Consider the following 26,812-nt stretch of genomic DNA (forward strand, 5'->3'; position numbering starts at 1 on the left):
CGTCGCGCGTACACTTCCACCGTGGCCGACCCCAAGTTCGAAATCCAGATGCTGCACGACCGCGTGATGGTCATGGTGGAGCCGGAGACCGAGGAGCGGCGCAGCAGCGCGGGCATCGTCATCCCCGCCACCGTCAAACTGGCCAACCGGCTCGTCTGGGGTGAGGTCTGCGGCGCCGGTTCGAGCGTCCGGGCCGTCAAGGCCGGCGACAAGGTCCTGTTCAACCCCGAGGAACAGTTCGAGGTAGAGGTGCAGGGCCGGCTCTACCTCGTGATGCGCGAGCGCGACCTGCACGCCGTCGCCACGCAGCAGACCGACCACGGCACCGGCCTCTACCTGTAGACGCGTTCGCCGGGCCGTACGAACACGGCGTCCGCGTCATACGTGGTCGCAGCCGTTCGCGGGTCAGGCACGCGCCGATGTCACCCGCCTGTGCGCTCCGCCTGCCGGTCCGCTGTCTGTCCCGGACCGTTTTCCAAGTGGAATTCGAATCTGTTTCTAGAGTGCCGACGCGTGCCGCACCAGGGGCCCTGGTATAGCGCTTTCCCGTATTCATAGGCATTTTCGCCCCCGGACCCGTGGATCACGCGGGTATTGCCGGCCCATATCGGAAGTCGGGTTACCAGTCGGTAACACAGCTCGAATGAGCACACCCCTCCCTCTTCATTGACGATGACCGGCCCGTACGTCTCGACCGGGTGGGATATCAGGAGAGCGTCCTCGCGACCTGCGGCGACCACGAGGCCCTGCCCGGACGGGGGTTTCAGGCCTCCGGAGCCCGACTCTCGCGAATACCCGGCACGAAATTACCGAGCTTGTTGTGGACACCTTTTGATGCTCGCTTTGTTGCATCGCCGCTAAACCTGCCATCGGGTACAGGCCCGGCGGTTTCTCCGGCCGACCGGAAGCGCCTTAAGGAATGAACGGATAAAAACAGCCGTCCAGTGGCGTTCATCCGGCGATTTGCGCCGTTATTGGGGGTATTGTCCGAATCGTCACAGTTAGAGAAACTGCCACAGGGAGGGATCGATGAGCATAAGCAACGTCTTCCCGTCGGGGGCTCGCACCCCCAGTAGTTGGGGCAGCTGGGGCGGCGGCTGGCGGCGGTGCGGGTGCCGGCGACGCTGGCGCTGCAGGCGGCGCCGGTGCTGGTGGTGAGTTCCCTGCCACAAGAGGATGGGAGCCGGCGGGTCACCCGCCGGCTCCCCCACTTCCCGGCTTCGGGACGGACGAGCGCATCGGCCGATGTCGCACCGTTCGTCTCGATCAGGTCGAGCTTCCGGCGCTTCTGGCCCTACACCCGGGGCCTGCGCCGGCTGTTCGCCGTGGGCGTGGTCGCGGCGATGGTGGGCACGGTGTGCGAGGTCGCGGCCATCGCGTTGTTCGGCCGCATCACGGACGAGGTCCTCAGCAACGGGAACCTGTCCGCGTTCTGGACGCCCGCGGCGACCTGGATCGGCCTCACCGCGCTCGCCGCCGGCGCGGCGTTCGCCAGCGCCTACACCGCGGCCCTCGGCGGTGAACGTTTCCTGCTACGCGTGCGTGACGGCGTGTTCGAGCATTTGCAGACGCTGACGCCCGACTATTTCGAGAACCGCAAGCTCGGCGACCTCATGGCGAGGCTGACCGACGACATCGAGGCCATCGAGGAACTGGTGGTCTCCGGACTGATCAAGCTGATCACGGCACTGATAAGTGTGGTCTTCTTCGCGACGGCCGCCGTCTTCATCCGGTGGGACCTGGCGCTGGTGACGTTCGCGCTCATTCCGGCGTTCGTCCTGGTGTCCAAGGGCTTCGCCGGGCGCTTCCGGCAGGCCGCCGCGCGCGAGCGCCTCAACAACGGCGCCATGAACAGCGCCATCGAGGAGGCGCTGTCCAACCAGACGCTGGTCCAGGCGTACAACCGGCAGGACACGGAGGCCGAGCGGCTGCACGCCGCGGGGCAGGGCTGGCTGCGTGCCAACCTCTCCCAGGCGCGGTTGTCCGCTCTGTACGGCCCCGCCGTACAGGTCATCGAGACCGGCTGCCTGCTCACCATCATCGGGGTGGGCGCGTGGGAGATCGCCTCGGGACGGCTCACGCTGGGCGGCCTGCTCGCCTTCGCCGCCTACCTGGCCTACCTCTATCCGCAGGTCCGCGGGCTCGGGGAGACCGCGCTCACCGTCTCAGAGGCGGCCGCGGGCTCCGACCGCATCCTCGAGGTGCTCGACGCCCGGCCGGCCGTCGCCGACAGGTCCGGCACGGCCACCGACATCGAGACCACCGGCACCATCACGACCGGCACCATCACGACCGGCACCATCACGACCGGCGTCGTCGCCGGCCGGCACGGCTCGGTCGCCGAGAGGACCCGGCAGGTCGCCGCCGCCCGGGGCGGTGGCCGCATCGAGTTCACCGGCGTGCACTTCACCTATCCCAACCGGACCCGGCCGACACTGGCCGGCCTGTCGTTCACCGCCCGGCCCGGCGACCTGATCGTGTGCACCGGCCCGAGCGGTGCGGGGAAGTCGACGGTCGCCAAGCTGCTGCTGAGGTTCTACGACCCCTCAGGCGGGCGCATCCTGCTCGACGGAGTGGACATCCGCGACCTGCCGCACCGGAACCTGCGCGATCGCGTCACCCTGCTCACCCAGGAGAACATGTTGTTCTCGGGGACCGTGCGCGACAACATCGCGTACGGCAGAGCCGGATCGGACCAGTCCGACATCGTACGGGCCGCGGTCGCGGCCGGCGCGCACGACTTCATCCGCAGGCTCCCGGAGGGGTACGACACACCCGTCGGCCAGAAGGGACGGCTGCTGTCCGGCGGACAGCGGCAGCGGATCGCCATCGCGCGTGCCATCCTCCGCGACACTCCCGTGCTGATCCTGGACGAGCCGATGACGGGGCTCGACGAGGTGACGGCCGCCCGCATCATGGAGCCGCTGGGCCGGCTCATGTCCGGGCGGACCACGATCCTCATCACCCATGACCTCCGTCTCGTGCCGGACGCGGCCGAGAAGGTGGTGCTCGGCCTCGCGCCCGTGACGGGGCGGGGACGATCGCTCCGGCTGACGCGGCGGCGCCTCGGCACGGCGCTGCGCGTCACCTGAGCGAGCCGGCGGCCGCGCACGGGAGAGCCGGCGACGGGAGAGCCGGCGACGGGAGGGCGGGCGACACGGCGATGTCGCCCGCCCTTCGCCGTGCGGCCACGTGCGATTTCTCCGTGGTACACGGCGCATTAGGGTGACGATGGCGACAAGGTCGTCTCCCGCTCCGGATGAGGATGTGCCATGACTTTTCAGGATGAGTTGGTCGAGCTCCGCCACGCTTTACACCGTGAGCCCGAAGTGGGCCTGGACCTCCCGCGCACCCAGGAGAAGATCCTTGCCGCACTCGACGGCCTTCCTCTGGAGATCACCACGGGTGAGCGGCTGTCGTCGGTGACCGCCGTGTTGCGGGGCTCACGCCCCGGTCCGACCGTGCTGCTCAGAGCCGACATGGACGCGCTTCCCGTGCACGAGAACGCCGACGTGCCGTACCGGTCGGTGCACGACGGCCGCATGCACGCGTGCGGCCACGACCTGCACATGACGATGCTGACCGGAGCGGCCCGCCTGCTCTCCGAAAAGCGCGCGGACCTCGCCGGCGACGTGGTCTTCATGTTCCAGCCGGGTGAGGAGGGCCAGGAAGGCGCCAAGCTCATGATCGAGGAGGGCGTGCTCGACGCGTCCGGGTCACGACCCGTCGCGGCATATGGCATGCACGTCTTCTCCATGACGATCCCCCGCGGCCTGGTCCTCACCAAGGGCGGACCGATCATGGCGGCGGCCGACACGCTCTTCGTCACCGTGCGGGGACGTGGCGGCCACGGTTCGAGTCCGCACGCCGCGCTCGACCCCATCCCCGCGGCCTGCGAGATCGTGACGGCCATGCAGACCCACGTGACGCGGACGTTCGACGTGTACGACCCCGTAGTGGTCACGGTGGGCAGCTTCCACGCCGGGACGGCAGACAACGTCATCCCCGACGAGGCCACGTTCTCGACGACCATCCGTACCTTCTCCACCGAGTCCCGCGACCGGATCAGAGACGGCCTGGTACGGCTAGCGCGAGGCATCGGTGAGGCACACGGGCTGACCGTCGAGTGCGAGTTCGGCATCGGATACCCCGTGACGGTGAACGACCACACCGAGGCCGAATTCGCGGCGGAGACCGTGCGGGAGACGCTGGGCCAGGGCAGTTATTTCCCGCTGCCGCACGCGACGCCCGGCTCGGAGGACTTCTCCTTCGTGCTCCAGGAGGTGCCGGGCGCCTTCCTGCTCGTCGGCGCCTGCCCGCCCGAACGCGACCCGTCGTCGGCGCCCGCCAACCACTCCCCCGACGCGATGTTCGACGACTCCGTCCTGTCGGACGGCGCCACCCTGTTCACCGAACTCGCCGTGCGGCGGCTGGCTCTCGCCGGTAGCTGAACCCCGCCGCCGCGGGTCACTCTCGCCCTCGCCTTCGTTCTCACCCTCGCCCGAGGAGCTCGCGCGCCTTCTCGATCAGATCGATCCCCAGGGTGAACTTGACCGTCGCCCACACGATGGCGGCCGCCACGAGCAGGGTCAGCGCCCCTACCACGATGCGGACGACCCAGTTCTGCCGCTTCAGCCAGTCGGTGGCCGCCATCACCTTCTCCTTGGCGATCTGCAGCAGCCTCGACGCCCAGGCGAACTCCGTGGCCAGCACGGCGAGGCCCGCGAAGACCACGAGCCAGCCCGGTCCGGGGAACGGCACCATGATGAGCCCGGTGACGATGATGGCCGTGCCGAGCACCCCTACGACGATCTTGAGCGTCAGCCGGCCCGCCGGAGTGGCACGAATACGATCGAGAAAGCCCATCTCCTCCGTCAGAACGACCTTCCCCGTGTCGCCGTGCTCCTCGGTCGTCGCCATACGGCCCACCCCCCACAAATAAGAATAATGACCACCCCCACCCCCTGCGCGTGATCATGCACAGGTTCGGGTGCGGCCCGTCTGACGTGCCCAACCCCTTCGCGTGATCATGCACAGGTTCGGAGAAGCGGGCCCCGACCTGCGCGATCCCCCATCGTGATCATGCACAGATTCGGCGAAACGGGCTCCGACCTGCACCGATTCCCGCCGTGATCATGCGCAAGTTCGTGGATCACTCACCCGACCTGGGCGTACAACAGTCGTGATCATGCACGAGGAGCACATCGGGCGTCCACGTCTCACACGTTCATTCCCCGCCAGGTACTCCACAACGACCTGGCTGCATGATCACGAATATCGAATGCGCAGGTCAGCCGGGCCGTCCCCGAACTTGTGCATGATCACGACACAGGTTGGACCAGGCCAGGGCCCACTTCTCCGAACCTGTGCATGATCACGCGCGGGGGTTGGGCACGTCAGACGGGCCGCATGCGAACCTGTGCATGATCACGGCGGAGGGGGTGCGCAAAGGTTGGGGAGAGGGGTGGATTTGTCGGATTCGGGTGAGGCAGCATGCCTTACATGCTCGACCGGACACGCCTCCACGCCCTGCTCGAACGCGAGCGCCGGAACTACGAAGCGCGACTGCCGCGTAGCCGTGCGGCCTACGACAGTGCCGGCTCCCTTCTCGGTCGCGTGCCGATGACCTGGATGAACAAGGCCGCCGGGCGGTTCCCCGCCTACCTCGACGAGGCACGCGGCGCGCGCGTCCGCGACATCGACGGCTTCGAGTACGTCGACTTCTGCCTCGGCGACACCGGCGCGATGGCCGGTCACTCCCCCGAACCCGTCATGCGTGCCGTCCGGAACCGTCTGGGGTTCACCGCCATGCTCCCGAGCGAGGACGCGGAGTGGGTCGGTGCGGAGCTGACCCGCCGGTTCAAGGTCGGCCTGTGGAGCTTCAGCCTGACCGCGACCGACGCCAACCGGTGGGCCATCCGCCTGGCGCGCCAGATCACCCGCAGGCCGAAGATCCTGGTGTTCAACTACTGCTACCACGGCACCGTCGACGAGACCGTGGTCACCCTCGGCCCGGACGGCACCCTGCCCCGCCCCGGCAACGTCGGTCCTCCCGTCGACCCCGCGGAGACCACCCGGGTGGTCGAGTTCAACGACCTGGAGGCACTGGAGCGGGAGCTCTCCCACGGCGACGTCGCCTGCGTGCTGATGGAGCCCGCGCTGACCAACATCGGCATCGTGCTGCCGGCCCCCGGGTTCCTGCCCGCCGTACGGGAACTGACCCGCCGGCACGGGACGCTGCTGATCAACGACGAGACCCACACCTTCTCGGCCGGACCCGGAGGGTGCACCCGGGCGTGGGACCTCGACCCGGACATCGTGACCATCGGCAAGGCGATCGCCGGCGGCGTCCCGATCGGCGCGTACGGCGTCACGCGGGAGGTGGCCGACCGGATCCTCGCCGAGGAGGGGGCCGACCTCGTCGACGTGGGCGGGGTCGGCGGCACGCTCGCGGGCAACGCCCTGTCGATCGCCGCCGCGCGCGCCACCCTCGAGGAGGTGCTCACGGACGACGCCTTCGCGTACATGACCACGCTGGCGTCCCGCTTCACCGGCGGCGTGGCCAAGGCGATCGAGGGCCTGCCGTGGTCGATCACCCAGCTCGGAGCCCGTACGGAATACCGTTTCGGCACCCCGGCGAACGGGGGCGAGTCCGCGGCGCTGTCGGACGACGATCTGGACGACTACTTCCACCTCTTCATGCACAACCGGGGTGTGCTGATGACGCCGTTCCACAACATGGCCCTGATGTGCCCGTCGACCACCACCGAGGACGTCGACCTGCACACCGAACTGTTCACGGCGGCCGTCAGAGAACTCACAGGTTGAGCCCCCCTGCTTTCGGCGATCACGTCCCACATAATCGGGATATGACTAGTGCATTGGTGCTCGGCGGCGGAGGAGTCGCCGGGATCGCCTGGGAAGCCGGGATCGTCGCGGGCCTGCGCGAGCGTGGAATCGACCTCGGTACGGCCGACCGGATCATCGGGACCTCCGCGGGCTCGGTCACGGGCACGCTCATCGCCACGGGCGCCGACCTCGAGGCCGCCGTCACCCACCAGATGTCCACCGACACCGGCCCGGTCCAGACGGTGGCCTCCGAGGCCGTCATGGAGGCCTTCGGCATCCTGTTCGACCCGAACCTCGAGCCTCAGGAGGCGCGGCGCAGGGTGGGGCAGATGGCCCTCGCGGCTCCCACCGGACCGGCCACGGCCCGGATCGAGAGGATCGGCGACCGGCTCCCGATCAAGGAGTGGCCCGACCGCGAGCTCCTGATCACCTCCGTGAACGCCGCGACCGGCGAGTTCGTCGTCTGGGACAAGGACTCCGGCGTCCCGCTGGTGCTCGCCGTGGCGTCCAGTTGCGCGGTCCCCATGGTCTACCCGCCCGTCGAGATCGCGGGTGAGCGCTACATCGACGGCGGAGTGCGTTCCCCCACGTCCGCGGACCTGGCCTCAGGAGCCGACCCCGTGGTGGTGCTGGAGCCACTGGGCCACATGTCTCCCCACGCCACGCTGGAGGCTGAGTTGCTCGCCGTCGGCACGGCCTCGACTCTGGTGATCCGGCCGGACGAGGCGACGATGGCCGTGTTCGGCGAGAACGTCCTCGACCCGGCCCTGTGGGGTCCGGCGTACAAGGCGGGGGTGGCCCAGACCGACGCGCTCGCCGAGTCCGTCGCGGCGGTGTGGAACGCATAAAGCAGGCCGTGCCTGACACATGGTGGCAGGAATTCAGGTCAGTATGCCCTCATGGACGACATCCGTGAGATCAACCGGAAGACGATCGACGACTTTCGCGCCCATGAGGGCGGCGGGCCCTTCGAGGGGCGGCCGATCCTGCTGCTGACCACGCGCGGCCGCAGGACCGGCAAACCGCACACCACCCCGATGATGTACATGCGGGACGGCGACACGCTCGTGGTGTTCGCCTCCAACGCGGGCGGCGCCGCCCACACGGACTGGTATCACAACCTCCTCGCCGAGCCCAAGGTCACCGTCGAGATCGGGCCGGAGGTGTACATCGCGATCGCCACGGCCACGTCGGGCGCGGAACGGGAACGCCTCTGGACGGCCGCCAAGCGGGACTACTCCTTCTTCTCCGATCACGAGAAGTCGGCCGCACCACGCGAGATCCCCGTGATCACCCTGGAGCGGATTCCGGAGATCTGATCCGTTGAGTAGCGCCCGGCCGACGCGCCCGATTCCCCGGAAGAGGAGCCGGACGGCTCGCTCAACGCGTGACGCTCACGGACGGCCTCGCGGGCCCGGCGGGACGGCGGACGACTTCGCCGGGAGCCAGCAGCCCGTCCCTGACCACGGTCGCGATGACGTTGGCGCTCGTGACCACGACCGGGGGCGTGATCATCGCCGGAATCGCCACCGTGGTCCCGTTGACCACTGTGGCCGTGCCGTACACGATCCGGCCTGAGCCGAGGTCGACGGCGAGCCGGGCCGCGTTGCCGGCCTCCGGCGCGACGGGCTTGTACACGGTCATCGTCTGAGCACCGTTCAGGATGCGCTGGATGGCCGAGACCTCGGCGCCCTCGCCGGTCAGCGGGGTTCCGGGACTCAGACGGGCACGCACCATGATCGCGGCCACCCCGGCCGCCATGCGGTCGTCGGCCACGTAGACACCGACGACCTTCTGCGCGCCAAGGACGGTGAATGCGTTCGCGGCGGCCGCGGCGGCCGTCTCCGGACTGCGGGACGGGATGTCGTACTCCCTGCCGATGGTCACCTGGCCGTCCAGGACCGCGTGCGCGCCCGCCTTGACGTCGGCCGCGGCCCGGTCGGACGGCGACCCGTTGATCATCACGATCGGACCGCGCCGGAGATCGCCTCCGGCCCTGATCGCCTCGAGCAGCGCCTGGCCCTGCATCCGGCCGATCTGGCGGTCGTCGTAGGAGACGTAGCCGTCGATCGGCCCGTTCGCCAGCCGGTCGTACGCGACGACCTTGGCTCCGTGGAACTTGGCCCTGGCGACGGCCGACGCGATCGCCTTCACGTCCACGGCGCCGAGGATGAACACCTTGATCCCCTCGGACAACATCGCGTCCATCTGCCGTTCCTGCCGGCTGTGGTCGCGCTCGGCGTTGGCGTAGACGACCTCACATCGGGGGCACAGGGCGGCCAGGGCCTTGGTGATGTACGGCCGGTCGTACTTGTCGTAGCGGCTGTCGCCCTTCTCCGGAAGCAACAGGCCGATTCTGAAGCCTTCGCGGACTGTGCCGACCGCGCCGAGCGGCCGTGGCGCACCACATGCCGCGAGGCCGATGAGGGAGATGAGGAAGACGCCGGCCACCGCGAAGCGAAAACCCTGTCTCCCCACAGCAAAACCCCCAGGTAGCCGCAAGAGCCATCAACCCAGGCCGTACCCGAGCATTTGCCGCATGATGCCCGCGTATACCTCGTGCGGGCCGCACGCTGGGCTGTTCTTGGCGCTGATCACCCGAGTCGCGGCGGAATCCCGGCATCGGGGCGGCCAGAGGCAGGGGAAATCCCGGGGATCGCCATGATGAGTGGGCGTCAGAGTGGACGGGAGCCCGGTGGCCACCGGTCCGGGGTCCGGCTCCCGGCGATCTCCCGCCCGATTGCCGTACGACTCCGAGTCCGTATGTCTTCACAGGCCTCGACGTCGCCTCGGGCTGATAACGATCAGCACGACTCCTCCGTTGGGACGATCCACACACGGACTAAGTTGTGAGAGACTCCTTCACTGCGGGGCGGTAGCTCAGCCGGTCAGAGCATCGGACTCATAATCCGTGGGTCGTGGGTTCAAGTCCCACCCGCCCTACCAGTTTGATCAGGGATTCGCCGCCTGAGCTGTGGTTTCTCTCTTGATCGTGGTTTCGCTGGCATGCAGCCGAGGGCCGCCGAAAGCAGCCGTATGCCAGTGATCGCGGAACATACGCGGAATGCCCATGGGGCCATTTGCCCAGGTGAGTACGGCGGTTTCGGCGCCTCGTTCGGTAAATTCCGCGCCCATACGCTGAAGGACCCCGAGAGATCACCCGGGGTCCTGTCGGCCGGGTTTTAACGCCTCATACGGAGGCGCGATCCCGCCGGGCCGCAGCACCAAACAGAACGGACCCGCGGTCTCGGCAGACGGTCGTTCGCCGAGACTCACGAGCACTGGGCTCACCAAAGTCCCGCGGACTGGGGGCCCGGTCGATTACGTCCATGTTCCCGCCTACCAGGCCGAAGACGGCCGTCAGCCCCCCGCGTGAATGCCCTCGACCACCTGGGCCAGCTCGGGTTGCGAACCCGCCGAAACGGTGACGGCGACGCCCAGGCCCGTGTCCTCCCGCCAGGCGAACCTCTGTTCCCGCGCCGACCTCCACACCATGCCTTCGACTCCGCCGATGACGTCCGGCTCCGCGTCGACGCCGGCGACGCCGCCTGCCCAGTCCCGATTTCCGACGGCGGTTCCGTGATACACCTCCACAGACACTTGACGCGCCGGATCGTCGGGCGAACGCCAGCGCCGGGCCGTCATGACCCAGTCGGGGCCCGTCGACGAACGCGCCGCGCCCAGGCGGAGCCCCTCGGGTACGTAGGGCACCCGCACCTCGTCGACCGCGTTTCCCTTCAGCGGCGCGATGGGGGCGATGCCGCGGGCGATCTCCGGCATGGTGTCCACGAGATCCGGTGACGCCCATATCCGTACGCCCAGACCCGGCCGGATCACCCAGAGGAGCATCCGGCCCTTGTCCCCGAACCCGTTCGTCGACAAGACCCGCCCCTCAAGCGCGGGCGTCCCCCGCATGGCGATCTCGCGCACCTCGGTCTCACGCACCTTGACAAGCCGCTCGTCCGTCGGCCACGCCGTGACCTCGCGAAAGCTGTCAAGGTCGTGCGCTATGTCGCCCCAGACGACCACCACCGACAGGCTCCCGCCGCCGCGGTTGAACCACCGGCCGATACCGTCGGTGATCATGGACGCATTCCCCTGTTCGGTCGTGAAGCCGTCCGGCAGGTGGCCCAGCCGTACACCTCCGAACGAGCGGGGATCATCGGCGCGGCGGGATGGTGCGGCGGCGGGCCGCGTGCTCGAGGAGGACCGGCTCACGCGCAGTCCCTTGGCGATGCGGTCCAGCTCACCCTTCATCGACACCGAGGTGATGACCCTCAGCAAGACGCCCGGCTGGGCGACCCATATCCGGTCGGTACGGTCGGTGGTGGAGGCGAAGCCCTGGCGGGCCGTCGACTCGTCCACGTCACGCAGCACGTTCAGCGACCAGATGTCCATAACATCGGTGATCTTGTTCTTGGGCCGGTAAACGGACACCTGGATGAACCGGTCTCCCGCCGACCACCTCAGCCCTTCGCCCCAGAGGCGGATCGTGTCCCCGCGGTCGCGCTCCTCCAGCGACACCCGTTCCGGCTCGCCCATGTCGGCGGGCAAATAGTGCACCTCGACCCCATCAACCTCCGCGACGACCCTGTCAGAAACAGACCGGTCGGTTCGCGACAGTGTCACGAAGGCCGGTACGGCTCCCGCCGCGACGACGACGGCGGCAGCGGCGGCCACCAGCTTCAGGCGGCGGGACTTGCGGCGGCGCGAGAGCCGTACGACCCGGTCGGCCAGATCGGGCGCGGCCCGCAATATGGCGGTTTCCTCCGCCATGGCCGCGCGCAGCTCGTTCTCAAGCCTCGACATTCGTGACCACCTCCCGGTCCAGCAGCATGCGGAGCCGCGCCAGGGCCTTGGATGCCTGGCTCTTGACCGTCCCGACCGAGCACCCGAGGATCAGGGCCGTCTGCGCCTCGGTCATGTCCTCCCAGTACCGGAGCACCATCACCGCGCGCTGGCGGGGCGGCAGCGCGCGGAGCGCGTCGAGCAGCACCTGGCGCAGCTCGATGTCTGCACCCGGCACAGGCGTGTCCGGCGGGGTGTGCATGGGAATCAGCCGCAGGATCGCGCGGCGGCGGGCCCGGTTAATGGCCAGGTTGACGATGATCCGTCGCACGTACGGTTCGGGGTCGGAGTCGCGGTGCAGCCGGTGCCAGTTGCGGTAGGCCCGTTCGAGCGCGCTCTGCAGCACGTCTTCCGCGTCGGCCGCCGATCCGCAGGTCAGATATGCCGTACGCAACAGGGCTGTGGCCCTGGCCGCCACGAAGTCGGCGAACCCCTCGGCGGTCGGGGTCATAAAGCTCCTCGGGTCATGCCCTCATATACGCGTGATCGGAGAGAAAGGTTGTCCGCCGGTTTGCGCGATCCCGACGAGCACGGCGACCAGCGTGCAGCCCTGCTCCTCGTGGAGGCGCGCGCACAGGTCGAGGATCTCGATCTGGTGGTGGTCTCACTGAAAGCGTGCAACCACGGCTGATCGTCAGCATGGCGGCGGACGAACCTGGCGTCGTGCACAAGGAAGTGCCCTATGTAGCTGTTGCTGCTTCAGTGTGTCTCCCGGGACCACTCGCAGCCGGGCTTTGGCCAGGACGTCCAGGCCCATGTAGCGGCGGGCTTCAGTCCATTCATTGGTCTGCTCGGCAGGACGGCGCCGACGAGTGGGATGACGGCTTCCCGGTCGGGGAAAATGCCGACGACGTCGATGCGGCGGCAGCTTCGGCCGCAGCCCAAATGCGCGCCATCATCCCAGCCAGGCTCACCAACTTTCTGATCGCGACAGCCGTCATCATGGCGTCATGGGCACCTGGGTCTACATACGCGGCTGGCTGGAGTTCAACGGGCAACGGTCGGAAGCGGAACGCATCATTCGCGAAGGAAACTCCGAAGGCTGGACCTTCCCCGAAGGCGGCTGGCTCGACGCGGCTTGCTACGCCCGAGCTGTGCGCGCAATTGCCGTCGACGACGTCCTCGATCAGATCCGGCGAATCAGCTCTCTTCCTGCCACTGACGAAGACAACGATCGTGTCTGCGGCCTCTTCTTCGCCTTCCACGAGGTAGACGGTCAATCCGAATGGCAGGTCCGCAACGGCGAGGTCTTCATCAGCCCAGCCGCACCACGCTACGACTACCTATGGAAATAGACACACGTCATACGTACGGGCCACCACACAGTCTCCGGCGGGGGCACGCCGGCTCCGGGATGATCGCCCGCTCGTCACCATCTGGCCCGTAGACGGCTGAGGTCGGAGCCTGATCAGCCCACCCGCCATCGACCCGGCACAAGCCGAGCAGACCATGGCTGTCGGGTCCACCTTCGGGCGGGTCGGGCGGCAGACGGATGATCAGTCGGGCGAACCTCGCGCGAGCGCGCGGAAGAATGAACCCGTGCAACGATTCGACGCCGCTGGAGCTGACCTCGTCCCTGGTCAACACGTCCGAGTCCGGGTGACTGATCAGCACCCGTGGGGAGTCATCGCGACGATCATCGGCCATGAGGACATCGGCGCGTCAATCGACGGCGCATCGATCGACAGTCCTTCCGGCGAAAGCCGCGCTTGGTTAGGGGAGTATCCCGCTGTCGGGTCGGAGATTGACGCGGTGGTTCAGGAGATCCGCCGCTGGCATCCACCGGCATGGGTGCGGTTGACCATACGCGCCCGGGACCTAGACAGCTTTCAGTGGCCGTGCGACTTCTGCGGCACTCCCACAATCTTGAGCCCAGGTGGCGATGGGGTGGTCATGGATGTCAGGAGCGCCGACGGCCCCGGCAGTCATGCCATCGTCGCCCATCGGGAGTGTCTGAGAGGTCATCTGAATGAGCGGAGCCACGAACGCGCTCGTGTCGACTCGGTAGGTCGACGCTGAATGAGGATGGCAGACGGAGACGGCTTGGCTGCGGCCGGCGACGTACGCAACCACTGGATAGCCGCCTATCAGCTCAACCAACTCCATGCCCAACTCCCCGAGCAAGGAGAAGGCCGACGGGTGTTCGCCCGCCTGGCCTTCTTCGCACTGGACAGCGCGGAGAAGGCCGGCTATCCCAAGCAGGATGCGGACGCCGTACGGTTCAACCTCCGTGCCTTGCTGATCAGAGAGCTTCCGTCGGACGGAGATCCCCTGTGGGATCCCGATGTGCTCGGCGCGGATGTTCTGGCAGCACTACCGCTGGCCTTGCTGGAGGCCCAAGCGTGGAGCACTGATTGGGCCACCCGACCCAGAGTCGAAATCCTGGCTCTGCGCACCTGCAAGAACCTGCTCGGGTCAATGAGGACGATCGCCGACCGTGTGACCGGCGAACCGCTGAGAACGCAGCTTGATCAATGGTTGGAGCTCTGGCCGCGTCTCCCCTGATCGTCGTGTCATTAGCGTGCCATTAGCCCCGGTAAGACGAGGGCACTCACGGTCACTCGCGACCGACCCCAGCCGCAGGTCAGTGCCTCCACAAGGCATGTTCCCTACAATTCCCAAGCTGACAATGCGGTTCATCCTCCCCGTGCCGAAGTTGTTCGATCAACAGTTACTCGGGCGTCTGTCAGATGCGGCTGGGATGATCGTGGACATGTCCACGGATTGGTTACATCTCGAGCACGCGTATGGTGCCGCAACCGACGTCCCACGACTCTTTGAAGAGGCCGCGGATCCGGAATTGGCTGTCGAAGCGTGGGATGAACTGTGGTCTTGTCTCTGCCATCAGGGAACGGTTTACCCGGCGAGCTTTGCCGCTCTGCCTGTTCTGGCGGACATCGCCACCGGTCGTAGGCCGGGCGATTCCCGGCGCGCGATTTCCTTGGCTAGCCGTATCGTCGTCGGGGAGGAGCACCTCCATCAACCGGGATATTGCCGTGAGCACTACCCGGCAGCGATCGAAGACCTGCGCCGGATGACCCAGCACTACATGACGGCGGAACCGTTCGACGGCAGCGAACGCGACTATCTCTATCCGCTGGAGGACCTCCTGGCCTTCGAGGGGGTACCGGTGTGGAGCCACTGCTTGCTCCCCGATCTCCACGACGCGATCTGCCCGTCGTGCTCAGAGTGCCTGGAGATCGACTTCTACCACGCCCCTCCTGGCACTCGTCGTCGCGATCCACATGAGAGCCTGCGCAAGCTCAACTTCAAAGGGCCGACGCTGACCGGTGTCCGCCCGGCGGCGCCCGCCGACCTCCAGCAGCCGGCCTCCCGGCTGTATCGCCTGGCCGTCAACGCCGGCCAATCAGCGGCCGCTGAACATCTGACCTATCTGTTTGGGCGTGCGACCTGCCCGAGTTGCGCTGCGGACTTCTCAGTGCCGGAGCAGATTGAAGCCTGCAATTCATAGCAACCCCCAGTTCTCTCCCGGCAGCCCTTGCAATCGCCGCGAACATGGATGCGAGCATCCGGCCCCCGCGTCCGACCGCAGTACGTGACCGCGACCAGGAGTTCCCGAGCCTGAGCCGGGTTGACGACAGAACCTCGATCTATCTCGCCATTCGCCTTGGGGCGACGCAGCTTCACCCGGTCAAGGGCGGCGCTCCGCGCCGCCTCACGGCCCTACGCCCGCACGGCGGCCGGGCATGCGGTCTGGAGGCCGGTCCCGACCGCCGGCAACTCGGGCCGCCCGTACCCATCGTGTACCTGCTGACCCGTTTCGCGCCCGCGCACGGCGATGCCTACCGCTCCACTCGACGAGCGGAAATCAGCTCCGGCGCCCCAGCGGTCGCGCAATAGCATCCGAGCATGGACACGTCGTCTGATCCCGACCGCGCGTTGGACGCTCTCTACGCGGCCTTCTCTCGGTATCCGCTTCCAGCCAAGGCCGACGTGTGTGACCACTGCGTGCCGGCTGAGCTGGTTCGCGCGGCGCGTGCCGCACCGCTTCGGATGCTTAGCGCGTCCGCGCTGGAGCCATACGTCTGGAATGGCCTGTTCACATGGGGAGACATCGAGGAGTTCAAGCACTATCTGCCCCGGCTGCTGGATCTGCTCATCATCGAAGAGTTCGGCGCCCTTCACGCCTCTTCTTTGATGCTGCGAGTCGGTGTCAGGTGGCGAAGGTGGAGAAAGATCGAGCAAGAAGCCGTCATCGCCACCGTCAGCTCGTGGTGGCGACACACCCTCAACGGCTATCCGCGTGACGTCGACGTCATGACGTTGATCGAAATCATCGGTGACAGTCTGGAGCTGGACCTGGCTCCGTACCTGGCCGAGTGGGAGTCGAACAGCACGGAGGCGGCGGCTCGTCACATGGCGTGGTTCATGCACGACTTCACCGTCAGCGTCGCCCATGACACCGAGTGGTTCGTGCTCCTGGACAACTGGATCAGGGGGCCGGCACCCGCGGCGATCCTGGAACGCGGATTCTTTTCCGCCAGCTCACCCCAGGTAGCCCAAGAATTCTCTGACGCACTTGAGACCCACCGCATCTGGAGCCGACACTGAACCGCCACAAGGCGCCTCCGTGGGGCTTCCGTGCGTCGGGATGCCTGCCGGTCCCCGCCGCGAGCAGCTCGGGCCACCCGGTCACTCACCAGCCGTCCGAACCCGCTAACCCGTCGGCTCTCCGTCAAGTGCCTCGCTGTCCGAATGCTCGAGAGCCGACTCATCAGACCAACGGTGCCAGTCGAACGGCTCCCGCCAACCTGGCAACCGGTACAACCACATCGTGAACGCCTGGCACATCAGCCCAAGGTTCCGACTGGACGTCTGGAAGTGAGCATCGGCATCGCCCTCCCGATACTCCAACCAGTAAGTCCCATCGTCCCGAAGATAGGCCTGCATGTAGTGCTGATCATTCTCAACGTCAAGCCGCTCCACGATGGCGAACCGATTGGTCCCTGTAAGACCGAACAACAGTGCACGGATATCTTCCGAGTTCGGGTCCTCTACCGCATCGCCGCGCTGATTCCATGCGCGCGCCCCTGTAGCCATGGGAGAGAAGGTAACAAGGCCGGCCTCCGGCGGGAGCTCTCCGGCTCCGGGGTGATTGCCAAGGGCCTGCTCATGGTCGCTGGCCGTAGATGGCTGAGGTAAGGGTCTGATCAGGATGGCGGAGGCGTGCGCGCCGCACATCGCGATGCAAGCCGGTCTATGCCAGGCCACGTCTGTCGTAACGCCACTCCGCGGCATTCCACCCCGCATAGGTGGCCCCCAAAGGACCGAACGAGATACGGGGATCGTCAGACTGCACGAGGCAAAACATGCGATGCCCCACCAGCATCGCCGTCTGCGCGTTTCCGGTGATGATGTCGAGGGTCTTCTCCGCAACCTCGGGAAGGCGCTCCGTGAACTTGTCGTAGCCGGTCAGTACGAGGACCAGACCGGTCGCATCCGGTCGAGCCCCGTACTCGCAGAACGCAACGTCACTCAGACAGTCATTCAGCGCAGCTAAGACGCCCCCGTAGTAGTCCGGGAAATCAAGAGCCGTAGCGAAGTCCCGATGCAGGTCATCCTCTGTCAGCCAGACTGACGCATCGAAGTGAATCACCTGGTAGCCATGCGCGAGTAGCCAGCCGATCGTCTCATCCAGAACCGACCGCCGCCAAAAGAGCGTCACGAACGAGCCCGCCATGAGGCGGTAGTCCAAGGGGTGGTGAAGCGGGCATCCCGATCAAAGACGGCCATGATGGTCAGGCTAGTGATCGCCAGGTATAGCAAGATCTCAAATCGCGTGGCCGCGCATTTCAAGTCCGGCACATACGCGGAATACTTCCAGGCCGTTCGGCTCAGGTGCGCATAGCGATATCGGCGTCTCCCGGAACAATTCCATGCCCGTACGCCGAAGGACCCCGAGAGATCTCCCGGGGTCCTGTCGTTGGTTCTTGTGCTTCATACCGCGTGTGCTTCCAAGATCTGGCGGTTGGCCGGGTCTCATTCGCTCGGGTGAATCAGACCCTCTGCCTGGTTCGGCCGGCCGCGACGAACGACGTCAGTACGAGCAGGGTGAGCACGCCCCAGTAAGCGAAGGCATTTCTGCCGTGCAGGAGGAGGGTCTCGCCAAAGTAGGTCAGGCCAGGGATCAGATAGAGGGCGGCCGCGAGCGCCCATCGGGCGTCCCGGATCGCGACAGTGGCCCAGATCACGACCCCGAGCGCCAGCACCTCGACGCCCGCCCGGAAGAGGTGCTTCAGCCCCAGGAAGCCATAGATGGGGACGGCGTACTCCGCCACCCAGACGAGCGCCGGGATGAGGAGCCATGACCACGATCGGGTGGGGAGCCTCTTCCCTGTCCGCACTGCGAGGACGGCCAGGCCGATGACGACTATCCAGTAAGGCAGCATTTGCCCTACAGAGGTATAGAACGGGCCAACTTTGAGCACCCCGTGATCGGAGCCGTCCAAGAACAGCCAGCGGCTGGTGTCGAGTGCGGCGATCAGCGCAAGGGGCAGAGCCAGCCACACCCATCCACGGATGATCGCCACCATCAGCACGATCGCACCGAGTGTCCAGACAGGTCGATCGAGGGCATCCCAGATAGGTCCCGACCGAATACTAATTTCCAGGGCGAACGTGGTCGTCGCGACGGCGAGCACGCCCAGGTGCAGCCCGTCCGCCCACCAGGGCACCCCCTCTGGCCTGGCGTTCCTCGCACGAGCGGCGAACCCGCCGGCGATGAGAGCGAACGCCTCCCTCAGCGCGGGACGGCCCGCCTGAGGATCGGACGCCTCCATCAGCGTGCTGACGAGCTCGTCACCGTGCGAGTCGCGATAGATCTTCGGGTAGGCCCTGAGGAGACTGCGGTAGCGCCGTTCGAGCGCGGCCTCGGTGCTCATGCGCCCATCACCGCGATCTGACCCGTGACGACCCGGGCGGCCTGCTGGAGCCGTACCGCCTCCTCGCGGACGGCGGTGCCGCCGTCGTCGGTGATCCGGTAGTAGCGTCTCGGCCGGCCATCGACGACCTCTTCCCTGTCCAACACCACCAGGCCCGCCTCCACGAGCCGGTCAAGTGCGCCATACAGGGTGCCGACGGCCAGTTTCACGCGGCCGCCCGACTGATCACCCGCGCGCTTGATGATCCCGTAGCCATGGAGCGGAGCCTCCAAAAGTGCGGCGAGGATGAAGTACGTCGCCTCTGTCATCTTGCTCACGAACGGCACCATATATCGGATCCCGATATATGGTCCAGCGCTTCCGGCCAATTGCACGCCCACCCGGCTGAGGTCTCCGGCATCCAGAGCGCGGAGGCTGGTTCGAGGGCTGATACACGGCTGATACGCGGCCGAGCGTCCACGAACGCACGGCCTCGACAACATGGACACCTGCACCGCACAGGGTGGCTGACGTGCGCGATTACGGCGCGCCGGTCTCCTGGAGGTGCTTTGCCATGTGCTCTACCCGTCCGCTCGGCGGATCCAGTTCGCCCGGCCGGGAGGGTCGCCGGCTCCGTTCCGCTATGGGCATCACGGCACGGGTCCTGGCCGTGGCCGCGCTCGCCGTCGCCGTTTCCGGCTGCGTCGGCCAGGGCTCCAGCGAGGTGGAGGGCGCGGTCGTCGCGATGCCACTGCCGTGGCCGACGGAGGGGCAGTCGAGCGTGGAGGTCGAAGGCCTCGGCAGCCTCGGCAGGCAGGGTGAGCGGGAGCCGGTGCCCATCGCGAGCGTCACCAAGGTGATGACCGCGTACGTGATCCTCAAGAACCACCCGCTGCGGGGAACCGAATCCGGCCCGGTCATCAAGGTCGACAAAGCCGCCGCCGAGGAGTCGCTTTCGCTCGAGGAATCCAGTGCGCCGGTCAGGGAAGGTCTGGAGCTCACCGAGCGGCAGTTGCTCGAACTGATGCTGATTCCCTCGGGCAACAACATCGCCCGGTTGCTGGCTCGATGGGACGCCGGCAGCCAGGAGGCCTTCGTGGCGAAGATGAATCGGGCCGCCGTCGACCTCGGCATGGCTCACACCATCTACACCGGCGCGAGCGGCATCGAGCCGACGACCACGAGCACCGCCGTGGACCAGTTGAAGCTGGCCCGGCAGGTCATGAAGGACCAGGTCTTCCGCTCGATCGTCGCCAAGCCCAGCATCACGGTTCCCGGAGTTCCGGGCACGATCATCAACACCAATACGCTGCTGGGCACGTCCGGCGTGATCGGCCTCAAGACCGGCTCGAGCACCCCGGCGGGCGGCGCCCTGATGTGGGCGGCAGAGGCCGAGGCCGGCGGCAGGACCCGGCTGATCCTCGGCGTCGTCCTCCACCAGCGCGCGAACACCACCCCCGCGGAAGGACTCCAGGCCGCTCTCGACAACAGCCGGAAGCTGGTCATCGCGATCCAGCAGGGACTGCCTCAGTCCCTCTTGGCAGAGCGCAGCACCGAGTGAGACGCACCACGGATAAAGCAATAGGGCCGAAGTGATCACGGGAAGGTCCGCGCACCGGAAACCCATTGTCAGGAAACCTGGAGATACGGGATATTTACGCCCGTTCTATCCTGATAGAGGAGTATCCCGTGTACCCCGCACCACCCCCCACCGCGCTGCGCCCCATTCATGGGCGAGCCGTCGCGGCTTCCGTCGCCCTGGCCTTGAACGCCCTTGTCGGATTGACGGCATCTGTAGTGGGCGTGCAGCGCGTCGCACTCATCAGTGAGTTCTCCGCCGACCCGGATTCGGTGGACATCGCCGAGATCGAGGCCGGAGACTCGATCGCCGGCGCAGTGGCCATGGTCCAGTCCGTCGCCTACGTCCTCGCCATTGCCGCGTTCCTGGTCTGGCTCTACCGCGCGAGGAAGAACGCCGAGCCGCTTGCCCTGTGGCCGCATCGGCTGTCCACACCGTGGCTGTTCTTCGGCTGGGTCGTCCCGGTGGTCAGCTTTTGGTTCCCGAAGCAGATCATGGATGACATCTGGGCCTCATCCAAGCCAGGCGGCCTGCACCTGGCACCCAACTTCGGAGCAGCGCGGCGCTCCGGCCTCATCTGGGCCTGGTGGCTGGCCTGGCTGGCGGCAGTCTGGGCGTCGAAGCTGGTGTCCAACGGTTTCCGTAACCCCGACGACCTTGAGTCGATCAGGCGAGCGGTTCTGGTCGACGTCATCACTGACGCCCTGCTCGTCATCGCGGCCATACTGGCCGCCATGATCGTCCTGCAGATCAGCCGTTTCCAAGAGGCGCGTCGAAGCATCGCCGCGCATCAAATCGCCGCCGCCTGATCGGTCGGCTCCCGTGTCCCCGTGTCGTAGGTGACACGGGGCACTCAGTTGAATGTGAGCAGCGAAAAAGGGCGGCCTGGCGGCACGGACATCGTCCGGTGCTCCTCTCCTCGAGTGTTCGACCACCGGAAGGCCGGACCGGTCAACGAGATCGAGTCGAGAGCCAATTCCTCGTGCGTGAGGGCGGCGTTTCGGGTGCTCGCGCACGTTCGTTTGACGTGGCGTTCTGATTCACTTCCTTCTCGCAGGAGAACGAGGTCGATTCTGGTCAGTTGAAGCCCCGGGAAAGGCCGTGGAAAACGCCAGTGCCACATGGACGCCACGACGGGGATGCGGTGACAGGCGATCTGGCCCCTCATCGGCCCGCGGGCACCCATGCCGACATGAGTATTGGAAAGGGGAACGGCGAACAACGAGAACCCGTCCCGCAGCCTCGCTCTTCCAGTGAAGGCCACCTTGGTCATCTCGCCCTGGGTGGCGATGTACAGCCGGGGATAGGCGAGCACGTCGAGTGAGCTGTCACCCTGCCCGAACACCTCTTTGAGCGCGGGCATGTCTCCCAGGATGTTCTCCGCCAGGGTGAGGCAGGAGACCAGCAGCGCCAGAAAGGCCAGGGTGTTTCCTTGACCCCGCGGAACCACCCGGCGAAGTCCCGACACCTTCGGCTCTCTGTCGGTCAGCGCCGCGACCGCCTCCTCCATGCCGGCCTGGCTCTCTCGAAGCGCGTCGATCTCCGCCGCGAGCCTCGCGGTCTCCTCACGCCGCAGAGCGGCGGCGCGAACGGTGTAGATGATCGCGAGGGTGTCCCGTATCGCTTCGGAACCGTTCATGAATCCACAGATCGGGCACGGATCACCCGCCCTGGGAATCCCGCCCAATGGCATCTTGTGAGGATCGAACTCGAAAAGCGAGGAGGTGGACGGTATATCCGTACCTGACTGGAAGTGCGTCCCACAGCGGGCGCACAGAATCGGTAACTCCACGAAATCTTCTTATCATCTGCGCATCCGCAGAAAGAGCCGCCGAGCAGCCTGACCACGCGTGTAGCCCAATCCGGGTCCGGCTGCTCGGGCGGGTGACATCGGACTCCGGTGTCAGAAGTACTGCGAGGTGAGGTCGGTCGTCGGCCAGGTGGTGACCTTCCCGAAGGCCTCGTTCATGCGTGCGCTCAGCACGTCGTAGTCGGGAGTGCCGGTCTCCTCGCGCCGGTTGAAGAGCGCGGCGTAGGTGATGCCGTTCTGAAGCCTCGCCAGATAGGTGTAGGTCCCCGGCATCGAGCCGCTGTGCCAGGTGTTGAGGTGGCCGGTCACCTGGCGCACGTACCAGCCGCAGCCGTACCACGAACCGTCAGCGCTCATCCCGATCTCCGGCTTGGCGACCATCGTCGCGATCGACGCGGCGTTGAGCACCGGCCCCGCCGCGTCAAAGACGCCGGAGAACTTCACCAGGTCGACGGCGGACGCGAGCCAGCCGCCGTTGGCGCCCTGGTTGGGCATGTTGAACCCGCCGTACGGGTACGGCACCACGGCCCGGGACTCATCCATGACGGTCGTGTTCGTGTACTGGGAGTAGTAGCCCACCTCGCTCGCCGAGGACTCCGCTCTCAGGCTGTGGCCGATGCTCATACGGCTGATGCCGACGGGCGTCAGGAGCTTCTGCTTCACGTACGCCTCGTAGGTCATGCCCGACACCTTCTCGATGATCCGGCCGAGCAGGAGGTAGCCGTAATTGCTGTAGACCATCTTCGAGCCGGGGGCGAAGTCGAGTGGGCGCGGCGTGGCGTACGCGACGATGTCTGACTGGCTGATCGGGAGCGGGACGTCCAGCACGGCCGAGATCGTGTGATCCAGCCAGAGCTGGTCGCCGCTCACGTCCCTGTCCCAGCCCCCGAGGTGCTGCATCAGGCGGAGCACGGTCACGTCCTTCAACCGGGAGTCGCCGGCTGTGGACAGGCCCAGCAGCGTGGTGACGGGGGCCGAGAGGCTGAGCTTGCCGTCCTGGACGAGCCGCAAGATCGCGGTCGCGGTGATGTGCTTGCTCAGGCTGGCGATCCGGAACAGGCTGGTCGGCTGGACGCGCGCGAGGAACTGCTGCTCACCCGGCGGCGCGGGCGTCATGTAGGTGCCGTAACCTCGGGCCAGCACGAGCTTGCCGTTCTTGACCACCGCGAGCTGCGCACAGGTGATGCCGCGTTCGGCGATGTACGTCTTCACCACGGTGTCGAGTCCGGCGAGAGCCGCGGGGACGACGCCCGTGACCAGCACGTCGGCCGGCCGGTCAGGAAGGGTGCCGGCCACGAGGACGGGCACCGTCCCCGCGGCCGTCTTGAGCAGGCTCCTCCGACTGAGCAAAGTCACCCATAACCCCCTAAGTCATGATCTGTCAGGTAGATCAGCATCTTAGGAGACTTCGCGATCATGGGATGCCTGATCCACATCACCGATCCGAGCAAAGTCACAGGCACCCCGCCTGCCACCGCCCCCATCGGGCGTCCCGACCAGGTCACACCCCGCGAAGCTGGGGCCCCATCCTCTTCTCCGGCGTTTCGCGTCCGCGCACAACGGGACGGGAATATCCCATTTGACCGTTTCGGGTCGGCCACGTCATCGGCGAAGACGTGGCCCCGATCGGGAGGAGGCGCCATGCGCGGCAAGCCTCGATTCCTGCTTCTCGGTACGGCATTGCTCACGGTCCTCACGCTCACACCCGCCGAGGCGTCCACGACCTCCGTGCCCTGCTCCGAGGCCGCGGCGGCGATGAGCGCTCCGACCGGCACCTCCGCCACCGCGCGACGCTGCTGGTGGACAGGCCCCTACCGGTGCTGCACGTACGCCGTCGGCGAGCACCAATTCGTCAAGCGCTGCATGCGCGCCCGAACCCGCTACTAGCCCCGGGGGGATTCCATGATGAGACGGATCATCGTGCTGCCGGCAGCCCTGGCGATCGCGCTCGCGGGCGGGACAGCAGGTCTCGCCGCGGCTCCCGACGTCAACGACCAGGACCGGTCGTTCCTCGTCGCGGTGCACCAGGGGAACCTCGCGGAGATCCAGTCGGGACGGCTCGTCGAGAAACAGGCGGCCGGCAAGGCCGTCCGCGACGCCGGGACGACGCTCGTCGACGACCACACCAAGCTCGACGAGGAGGTCCGGCGCGTCGCCGGCGAGGTAGGGGTCCGATTGCCCGGCGAGCCCGGCGACACCCAGCAGGCGGGCCTTCGGAAGTTCTCCGCCATGAGCGGCGCCCAGCTCGACAAGGCCTGGGTGGCCGCTGAGATCACCGATCACAAGGAGGACCTGGCGGCCATCGCGAAGGAGCGGACCGACGGCGCCTCGGACAAGGTCAAGCAGCTCGCCCGCGACGCCGAGCCGGTCGTCGAGTCGCACCTCAAGCTGCTGGAGCACATCCGTACCGGCTGACCTCGATCAGCGAGACCAGAATGTGACATAGGGGTAAAGATCCTGGTCAGAGACGCATTGCAGGCATCGCGCCCATCCCTGGGGCCGACTGCAAAGAATATTTTCCACAGAGATATCCCCAGCATGTCCGCCTATTTATTGGGAGGTCCACAGGCGTTGCCCACAACGTTGTCCACAGGCTGAGGCTCAGCACTGTGGATGCCGGAGGCGGGCCGGGATGACAGCCTGCCTAGGAGTATCACGGCCACTTTCGCGGGCCGATCGCCGCGTACCCTGGTCAAGATGGACACGGACAGGCTCCTTGGAGACTTCCTCCGTGCTCGACGCCAGACCACCACCCTCGATCAAGTAGGTCTCTCACACGGCGACCATCGTCGCCGGACACCGGGATTGCGCCGTGAAGAGGTGGCCATGCTGGCCGGCGTCAGCACGGACTACTACATCCGGCTGGAACAGGGCAGGGAACGCCGCCCGTCGGATCAGGTGCTCGACGCCCTCGCTCAGGTGCTCCAACTCGACGCCTGGGCCACCGACCATCTCCACGAACTCGCGCGCCCGAAGGCGATCAAGCGCACGACGGAGGGGCGGACGGACCGGGTGAGCCCGACCCTGGAACGGCTCATGCTGGGCTGGCGGAACACGCCCGCGGTCGTGGTGAACCGCAGGCTGGACGTGCTCGGCGGCAACTCCCTGGGCGAAGCCCTCTACGAAGGGCTCGATCACAGGGACAACCTGCTGCGGCTGACCTTCCTCAATCCCGACGCGCGCGTCTTCTACCGGGACTGGGAGAAGGACGCCGCTTCGAAGACGGCCCAGTTGCACACCGCCGCGGCGGCCGACCACGACGACCCCCTCCTGATCGAGCTGCTCGCGGAGCTCTCCCGCGAGAGCGCGGATTTCCGGCGCATGTGGGCCCGCCACGACGTTCGGGCCAAGACGACCGACTCCGTGCGCTTCCATCACTACCTGGCCGGCGACCTGACCCTCTCCTACGAGGCCTTCACCGTGAACAGCTGCCCCGACCAGGACCTGTTCATCTTCCAGGCGGAGCCGGGCAGCCCCTCGGAGCAGGCCCTGACCAGGTTGAGGAGCCGGGTCGCCATCGCCGGGTGATCCTCCTCAGCTCACCCTCGCGACGGTGAGCATGTGCCCGAATCCGAGAAGCGCCGGCTCGTTCTCCGTACGGCGGGCGACGTCGAGCAGCAGGGCCCTGCGTCCGGGATCGTCCAGCCACTCCTCCGCGTAGAGGGCGAACACGCCTTCCAGCGCGTATCGCTCGGCTCCGGGTAGACCGGCGTCGGCGAACTCGGTGAGGACCTCGCCGGGGTCGTGGAAATAGGCGGTGGTGAAGCCCACGCTCGCATCTCCGTCGAGCATCCCCGTGCGGGCGGACTCGTCGGCCGCCCTCCGCACATGCTCCTCCGCGTAGCGACCCAGGCGGATCATGTCGTGCACCGCGGCCCACCGGGCGATCGTCGCCGCCACGACCAGCCCGCCGGGCCTGGTGACACGGCGCGCCTCCGCCAGCGCCCCGACTCGGTCCGCCCGCTCGGTCAGGTGGTAGAGCGGCCCGAGAAGCAGGACCGCGTCGGCCCAGCCGTCCGGCACCTCCAGATGCCGCGCGTCGCCCACGCGGGCGATCACGCCGGGCAGACCCGACGCCTGCTCGACGTGCGCGGGCACCGGGTCGACGAGTTCCACCCGGTGACCGGCGGCGGCCAGCCACTCGGCGTGCACCCCACTGCCGCCGCCGACGTCCAGGATGCGTGCCGGTACGGCCGGCAGCAGGCGGCGCAGCACGTCCTGGGTTCGCCAGAACTCCAGCCGGCCGCGCCCCGACCGCAGCCGGCCGTCCTCCTTGCCCTGCAGGTAGTAGTCCATGATCTTCGCTGCGAGCTGCCGTGACTCCGCCATGATGGCGAGCATGCCTAACCGCCGCCGCCCGATTCAACCGAATTCGGGCGGCCACGTCCGCCGCGGCGGGGGCCTCGCGATCTTCACGGAAAACCCGTTGCCGCCGCCGGTGGCGGGGCGGGATGCTCGGACACGACACCGCCTGAACATTCGGAAGGAGCGGGTCATGCTGCGCCACCATCACTGCCGTCGCCGCGGTCACCGCGTCCATCGCCGAATGCGCATGCGCTTCGACACCCACATGTGACGCCCGCCGCGGCGAAGCCGGCTCGGACCACCCGGTCCTGAGCGGCTCCTCGATCACCCGGCGGATTCCCGGCGGGTGAGGGCGCTGGTGTGCCCGGCGGTTTCATAAGCCGCTCCGGGCGGGTTCGATTCCCGCACCCGCCACTCCTTTCACGCCTCTGTGGCGCAGTGGAAAGCGCGCCTGCTTGCGGAGCAGGAGGTCGCTGGTTCGATTCCAGCCAGAGGCACCGTCTGACCAGCAGAAAGGCCACCCCCATGATCGGAAGTGGC

Annotated in this window: 26 protein-coding genes, 3 tRNA genes and 1 pseudogene; 18 read left to right on the top strand and 12 right to left on the bottom strand. The window is 67.1% G+C overall.

What is annotated here, in order from left to right:
- Window positions 1-21: 21 nt before the first annotated feature.
- From Psi02_RS02095 to Psi02_RS02105, 3 genes are all read left to right on the top strand, one after another.
- On the top strand, window positions 22-342 hold the full coding sequence (locus Psi02_RS02095; protein WP_203951072.1) for a GroES family chaperonin: 321 nt from the start codon (window positions 22-24) through the stop codon (window positions 340-342).
- A gap of 734 nt (window positions 343-1,076) precedes the next feature.
- The gene (locus tag Psi02_RS39885; RefSeq protein ID WP_239094531.1) at window positions 1,077-3,092 is read left to right on the top strand and encodes an ABC transporter ATP-binding protein; all 2,016 of its coding nucleotides are present in this window, start codon (window positions 1,077-1,079) and stop codon (window positions 3,090-3,092) included.
- 180 nt (window positions 3,093-3,272) lie between these two features.
- Complete coding sequence (locus tag Psi02_RS02105) at window positions 3,273-4,451, top strand: M20 metallopeptidase family protein (RefSeq protein WP_203971173.1); 1,179 nt, start codon at window positions 3,273-3,275, stop codon at window positions 4,449-4,451.
- 40 nt (window positions 4,452-4,491) lie between these two features.
- On the opposite strand, the gene Psi02_RS02110 is transcribed toward Psi02_RS02105, so the two are convergent.
- Entirely contained in the window at window positions 4,492-4,920 is a 429-nt protein-coding gene (locus tag Psi02_RS02110) for a TIGR02611 family protein (protein WP_203971175.1), read from the bottom strand.
- A 582-nt stretch (window positions 4,921-5,502) separates the two neighbouring features.
- Between Psi02_RS02110 and Psi02_RS02115 the strand changes: the two genes are divergently transcribed.
- Genes Psi02_RS02115 through Psi02_RS02125 form a run of 3 tightly spaced genes read left to right on the top strand, consistent with a single transcriptional unit; the run spans window position 5,503 to window position 8,168 of the window.
- Entirely contained in the window at window positions 5,503-6,828 is a 1,326-nt protein-coding gene (locus Psi02_RS02115; RefSeq protein WP_203971177.1) for a transaminase, read from the top strand.
- Between the two features lie 41 nt (window positions 6,829-6,869).
- Window positions 6,870-7,697 (top strand): patatin-like phospholipase family protein, encoded by an 828-nt coding sequence (locus Psi02_RS02120; RefSeq protein WP_203971179.1) that lies wholly within the window; start codon window positions 6,870-6,872, stop codon window positions 7,695-7,697.
- A gap of 51 nt (window positions 7,698-7,748) precedes the next feature.
- On the top strand, window positions 7,749-8,168 hold the full coding sequence (locus Psi02_RS02125) for a nitroreductase/quinone reductase family protein (RefSeq protein ID WP_203951077.1): 420 nt from the start codon (window positions 7,749-7,751) through the stop codon (window positions 8,166-8,168).
- Between the two features lie 61 nt (window positions 8,169-8,229).
- Here the strand turns inward: Psi02_RS02125 and Psi02_RS02130 are convergent, their stop codons facing one another.
- The gene (locus Psi02_RS02130; RefSeq protein ID WP_239094532.1) at window positions 8,230-9,327 is read right to left on the bottom strand and encodes a substrate-binding domain-containing protein; all 1,098 of its coding nucleotides are present in this window, start codon (window positions 9,325-9,327) and stop codon (window positions 8,230-8,232) included.
- Window positions 9,328-9,718: 391 nt separating this feature from the next.
- On the opposite strand from Psi02_RS02130, the gene Psi02_RS02135 reads away from it, so the two are divergent.
- Window positions 9,719-9,795 (top strand) — tRNA-Ile (locus tag Psi02_RS02135).
- A 414-nt stretch (window positions 9,796-10,209) separates the two neighbouring features.
- Here Psi02_RS02135 and Psi02_RS02140 read toward each other — a convergent pair.
- The 3 genes and pseudogenes from Psi02_RS02140 to Psi02_RS39890 form a co-directional block, all read right to left on the bottom strand.
- Window positions 10,210-11,658: a hypothetical protein gene (locus Psi02_RS02140; RefSeq protein ID WP_203971183.1), complete on the bottom strand. Its 1,449-nt coding sequence runs from the start codon at window positions 11,656-11,658 to the stop codon at window positions 10,210-10,212.
- Window positions 11,645-12,148, bottom strand: coding sequence for a SigE family RNA polymerase sigma factor (locus tag Psi02_RS02145; RefSeq protein ID WP_203971185.1), 504 nt, complete (start codon window positions 12,146-12,148; stop codon window positions 11,645-11,647). The genes Psi02_RS02140 and Psi02_RS02145 overlap by 14 nt, the downstream gene beginning before the upstream one ends.
- A 183-nt stretch (window positions 12,149-12,331) precedes the next feature.
- A pseudogene (locus Psi02_RS39890) lies at window positions 12,332-12,561 on the bottom strand (transposase); the annotation flags it as partial.
- Window positions 12,562-12,647: 86 nt separating this feature from the next.
- Between Psi02_RS39890 and Psi02_RS02155 the strand changes: the two are divergent.
- From Psi02_RS02155 to Psi02_RS02170, 4 genes are all read left to right on the top strand, one after another.
- A complete protein-coding gene (locus Psi02_RS02155) occupies window positions 12,648-12,992 on the top strand; it encodes a hypothetical protein (protein ID WP_203971187.1) in 345 nt (114 codons plus the stop codon).
- 730 nt (window positions 12,993-13,722) lie between these two features.
- Window positions 13,723-14,202 carry a hypothetical protein gene (locus Psi02_RS02160; protein WP_203971189.1) on the top strand — a complete coding sequence of 160 codons (480 nt, stop codon included), beginning with the start codon at window positions 13,723-13,725 and terminating at the stop codon, window positions 14,200-14,202.
- 124 nt (window positions 14,203-14,326) lie between these two features.
- Window positions 14,327-15,169 carry a hypothetical protein gene (locus Psi02_RS02165; RefSeq protein WP_203971191.1) on the top strand — a complete coding sequence of 281 codons (843 nt, stop codon included), beginning with the start codon at window positions 14,327-14,329 and terminating at the stop codon, window positions 15,167-15,169.
- Between the two features lie 497 nt (window positions 15,170-15,666).
- Complete coding sequence (locus Psi02_RS02170; RefSeq protein WP_203971193.1) at window positions 15,667-16,269, top strand: hypothetical protein; 603 nt, start codon at window positions 15,667-15,669, stop codon at window positions 16,267-16,269.
- Window positions 16,270-16,374: 105 nt separating this feature from the next.
- Here Psi02_RS02170 and Psi02_RS02175 read toward each other — a convergent pair whose 3' ends face one another.
- The 4 genes from Psi02_RS02175 to Psi02_RS02190 all read right to left on the bottom strand — a co-directional run bounded on the left by Psi02_RS02175 (window position 16,375) and on the right by Psi02_RS02190 (window position 18,907).
- Window positions 16,375-16,758, bottom strand: coding sequence for a hypothetical protein (locus Psi02_RS02175; RefSeq protein ID WP_203971195.1), 384 nt, complete (start codon window positions 16,756-16,758; stop codon window positions 16,375-16,377).
- Between the two features lie 157 nt (window positions 16,759-16,915).
- Complete coding sequence (locus Psi02_RS02180; RefSeq protein ID WP_203971197.1) at window positions 16,916-17,398, bottom strand: barstar family protein; 483 nt, start codon at window positions 17,396-17,398, stop codon at window positions 16,916-16,918.
- 316 nt (window positions 17,399-17,714) lie between these two features.
- Entirely contained in the window at window positions 17,715-18,599 is an 885-nt protein-coding gene (locus Psi02_RS02185; RefSeq protein WP_203971200.1) for a hypothetical protein, read from the bottom strand.
- The gene (locus Psi02_RS02190; protein ID WP_239094572.1) at window positions 18,596-18,907 is read right to left on the bottom strand and encodes a PadR family transcriptional regulator; all 312 of its coding nucleotides are present in this window, start codon (window positions 18,905-18,907) and stop codon (window positions 18,596-18,598) included. Before Psi02_RS02190 ends, Psi02_RS02185 begins: the two co-directional genes overlap by 4 nt.
- A gap of 314 nt (window positions 18,908-19,221) precedes the next feature.
- Between Psi02_RS02190 and Psi02_RS02195 the strand changes: the two genes are divergently transcribed.
- Together Psi02_RS02195 and Psi02_RS02200 are read left to right on the top strand one after the other, a co-directional pair.
- Window positions 19,222-20,139: a D-alanyl-D-alanine carboxypeptidase family protein gene (locus Psi02_RS02195; protein WP_203971205.1), complete on the top strand. Its 918-nt coding sequence runs from the start codon at window positions 19,222-19,224 to the stop codon at window positions 20,137-20,139.
- Window positions 20,140-20,204: 65 nt separating this feature from the next.
- Window positions 20,205-20,966, top strand: coding sequence for a DUF4328 domain-containing protein (locus Psi02_RS02200; protein ID WP_203971207.1), 762 nt, complete (start codon window positions 20,205-20,207; stop codon window positions 20,964-20,966).
- A gap of 44 nt (window positions 20,967-21,010) precedes the next feature.
- Here Psi02_RS02200 and Psi02_RS02205 read toward each other — a convergent pair whose 3' ends face one another.
- Window positions 21,011-21,949, bottom strand: a complete 939-nt coding sequence (locus Psi02_RS02205; RefSeq protein WP_203971209.1) for a hypothetical protein — start codon at window positions 21,947-21,949, stop codon at window positions 21,011-21,013.
- A 111-nt stretch (window positions 21,950-22,060) separates the two neighbouring features.
- Window positions 22,061-23,323 (bottom strand): serine hydrolase domain-containing protein, encoded by a 1,263-nt coding sequence (locus tag Psi02_RS02210; protein ID WP_203971211.1) that lies wholly within the window; start codon window positions 23,321-23,323, stop codon window positions 22,061-22,063.
- Window positions 23,324-23,608: 285 nt separating this feature from the next.
- On the opposite strand from Psi02_RS02210, the gene Psi02_RS02215 reads away from it, so the two are divergent.
- The 3 genes from Psi02_RS02215 (at window position 23,609) to Psi02_RS02225 (ending at window position 25,495) form a co-directional block, all read left to right on the top strand.
- Window positions 23,609-23,854: a hypothetical protein gene (locus tag Psi02_RS02215; RefSeq protein ID WP_203971213.1), complete on the top strand. Its 246-nt coding sequence runs from the start codon at window positions 23,609-23,611 to the stop codon at window positions 23,852-23,854.
- A gap of 18 nt (window positions 23,855-23,872) precedes the next feature.
- A complete protein-coding gene (locus Psi02_RS02220) occupies window positions 23,873-24,382 on the top strand; it encodes a DUF4142 domain-containing protein (RefSeq protein WP_203971215.1) in 510 nt (169 codons plus the stop codon).
- Window positions 24,383-24,664: 282 nt separating this feature from the next.
- Complete coding sequence (locus Psi02_RS02225) at window positions 24,665-25,495, top strand: helix-turn-helix domain-containing protein (RefSeq protein WP_203971217.1); 831 nt, start codon at window positions 24,665-24,667, stop codon at window positions 25,493-25,495.
- A 6-nt stretch (window positions 25,496-25,501) separates the two neighbouring features.
- On the opposite strand, the gene Psi02_RS02230 is transcribed toward Psi02_RS02225, so the two are convergent.
- Window positions 25,502-26,296, bottom strand: a complete 795-nt coding sequence (locus Psi02_RS02230; RefSeq protein WP_203971219.1) for a class I SAM-dependent methyltransferase — start codon at window positions 26,294-26,296, stop codon at window positions 25,502-25,504.
- Between the two features lie 317 nt (window positions 26,297-26,613).
- Between Psi02_RS02230 and Psi02_RS02235 the strand changes: the two genes are divergently transcribed.
- Together Psi02_RS02235 and Psi02_RS02240 are read left to right on the top strand one after the other, a co-directional pair.
- Window positions 26,614-26,686, top strand: a tRNA-Met gene (locus Psi02_RS02235).
- A 10-nt stretch (window positions 26,687-26,696) separates the two neighbouring features.
- Window positions 26,697-26,769: transfer RNA gene (locus Psi02_RS02240), tRNA-Arg, on the top strand.
- Window positions 26,770-26,812 lie beyond the last annotated feature (43 nt).

The organism is Planotetraspora silvatica, from assembly GCF_016863315.1.
GTDB lineage: Bacteria > Actinomycetota > Actinomycetes > Streptosporangiales > Streptosporangiaceae > Planotetraspora > Planotetraspora silvatica.

Coding starts and splice junctions, on each gene's coding strand:
- Psi02_RS02105 (WP_203971173.1), top strand. CDS start 3,273: ATGACTTTTCAGGATGAGTTGGTCGAGCTCCGCCACGCTTTACACCGT.
- Psi02_RS02110 (WP_203971175.1), bottom strand. CDS start 4,920: ATGGCGACGACCGAGGAGCACGGCGACACGGGGAAGGTCGTTCTGACG.
- Psi02_RS02115 (WP_203971177.1), top strand. CDS start 5,503: ATGCTCGACCGGACACGCCTCCACGCCCTGCTCGAACGCGAGCGCCGG.
- Psi02_RS02120 (WP_203971179.1), top strand. CDS start 6,870: ATGACTAGTGCATTGGTGCTCGGCGGCGGAGGAGTCGCCGGGATCGCC.
- Psi02_RS02125 (WP_203951077.1), top strand. CDS start 7,749: ATGGACGACATCCGTGAGATCAACCGGAAGACGATCGACGACTTTCGC.
- Psi02_RS02140 (WP_203971183.1), bottom strand. CDS start 11,658: ATGTCGAGGCTTGAGAACGAGCTGCGCGCGGCCATGGCGGAGGAAACC.
- Psi02_RS02145 (WP_203971185.1), bottom strand. CDS start 12,148: ATGACCCCGACCGCCGAGGGGTTCGCCGACTTCGTGGCGGCCAGGGCC.
- Psi02_RS02155 (WP_203971187.1), top strand. CDS start 12,648: ATGGGCACCTGGGTCTACATACGCGGCTGGCTGGAGTTCAACGGGCAA.
- Psi02_RS02160 (WP_203971189.1), top strand. CDS start 13,723: ATGGCAGACGGAGACGGCTTGGCTGCGGCCGGCGACGTACGCAACCAC.
- Psi02_RS02165 (WP_203971191.1), top strand. CDS start 14,327: ATGCGGTTCATCCTCCCCGTGCCGAAGTTGTTCGATCAACAGTTACTC.
- Psi02_RS02175 (WP_203971195.1), bottom strand. CDS start 16,758: ATGGCTACAGGGGCGCGCGCATGGAATCAGCGCGGCGATGCGGTAGAG.
- Psi02_RS02180 (WP_203971197.1), bottom strand. CDS start 17,398: ATGGCGGGCTCGTTCGTGACGCTCTTTTGGCGGCGGTCGGTTCTGGAT.
- Psi02_RS02185 (WP_203971200.1), bottom strand. CDS start 18,599: ATGAGCACCGAGGCCGCGCTCGAACGGCGCTACCGCAGTCTCCTCAGG.
- Psi02_RS02190 (WP_239094572.1), bottom strand. CDS start 18,907: ATGACAGAGGCGACGTACTTCATCCTCGCCGCACTTTTGGAGGCTCCG.
- Psi02_RS02195 (WP_203971205.1), top strand. CDS start 19,222: ATGGGCATCACGGCACGGGTCCTGGCCGTGGCCGCGCTCGCCGTCGCC.
- Psi02_RS02215 (WP_203971213.1), top strand. CDS start 23,609: ATGCGCGGCAAGCCTCGATTCCTGCTTCTCGGTACGGCATTGCTCACG.
- Psi02_RS02220 (WP_203971215.1), top strand. CDS start 23,873: ATGAGACGGATCATCGTGCTGCCGGCAGCCCTGGCGATCGCGCTCGCG.
- Psi02_RS02225 (WP_203971217.1), top strand. CDS start 24,665: ATGGACACGGACAGGCTCCTTGGAGACTTCCTCCGTGCTCGACGCCAG.
- Psi02_RS02230 (WP_203971219.1), bottom strand. CDS start 26,296: ATGGCGGAGTCACGGCAGCTCGCAGCGAAGATCATGGACTACTACCTG.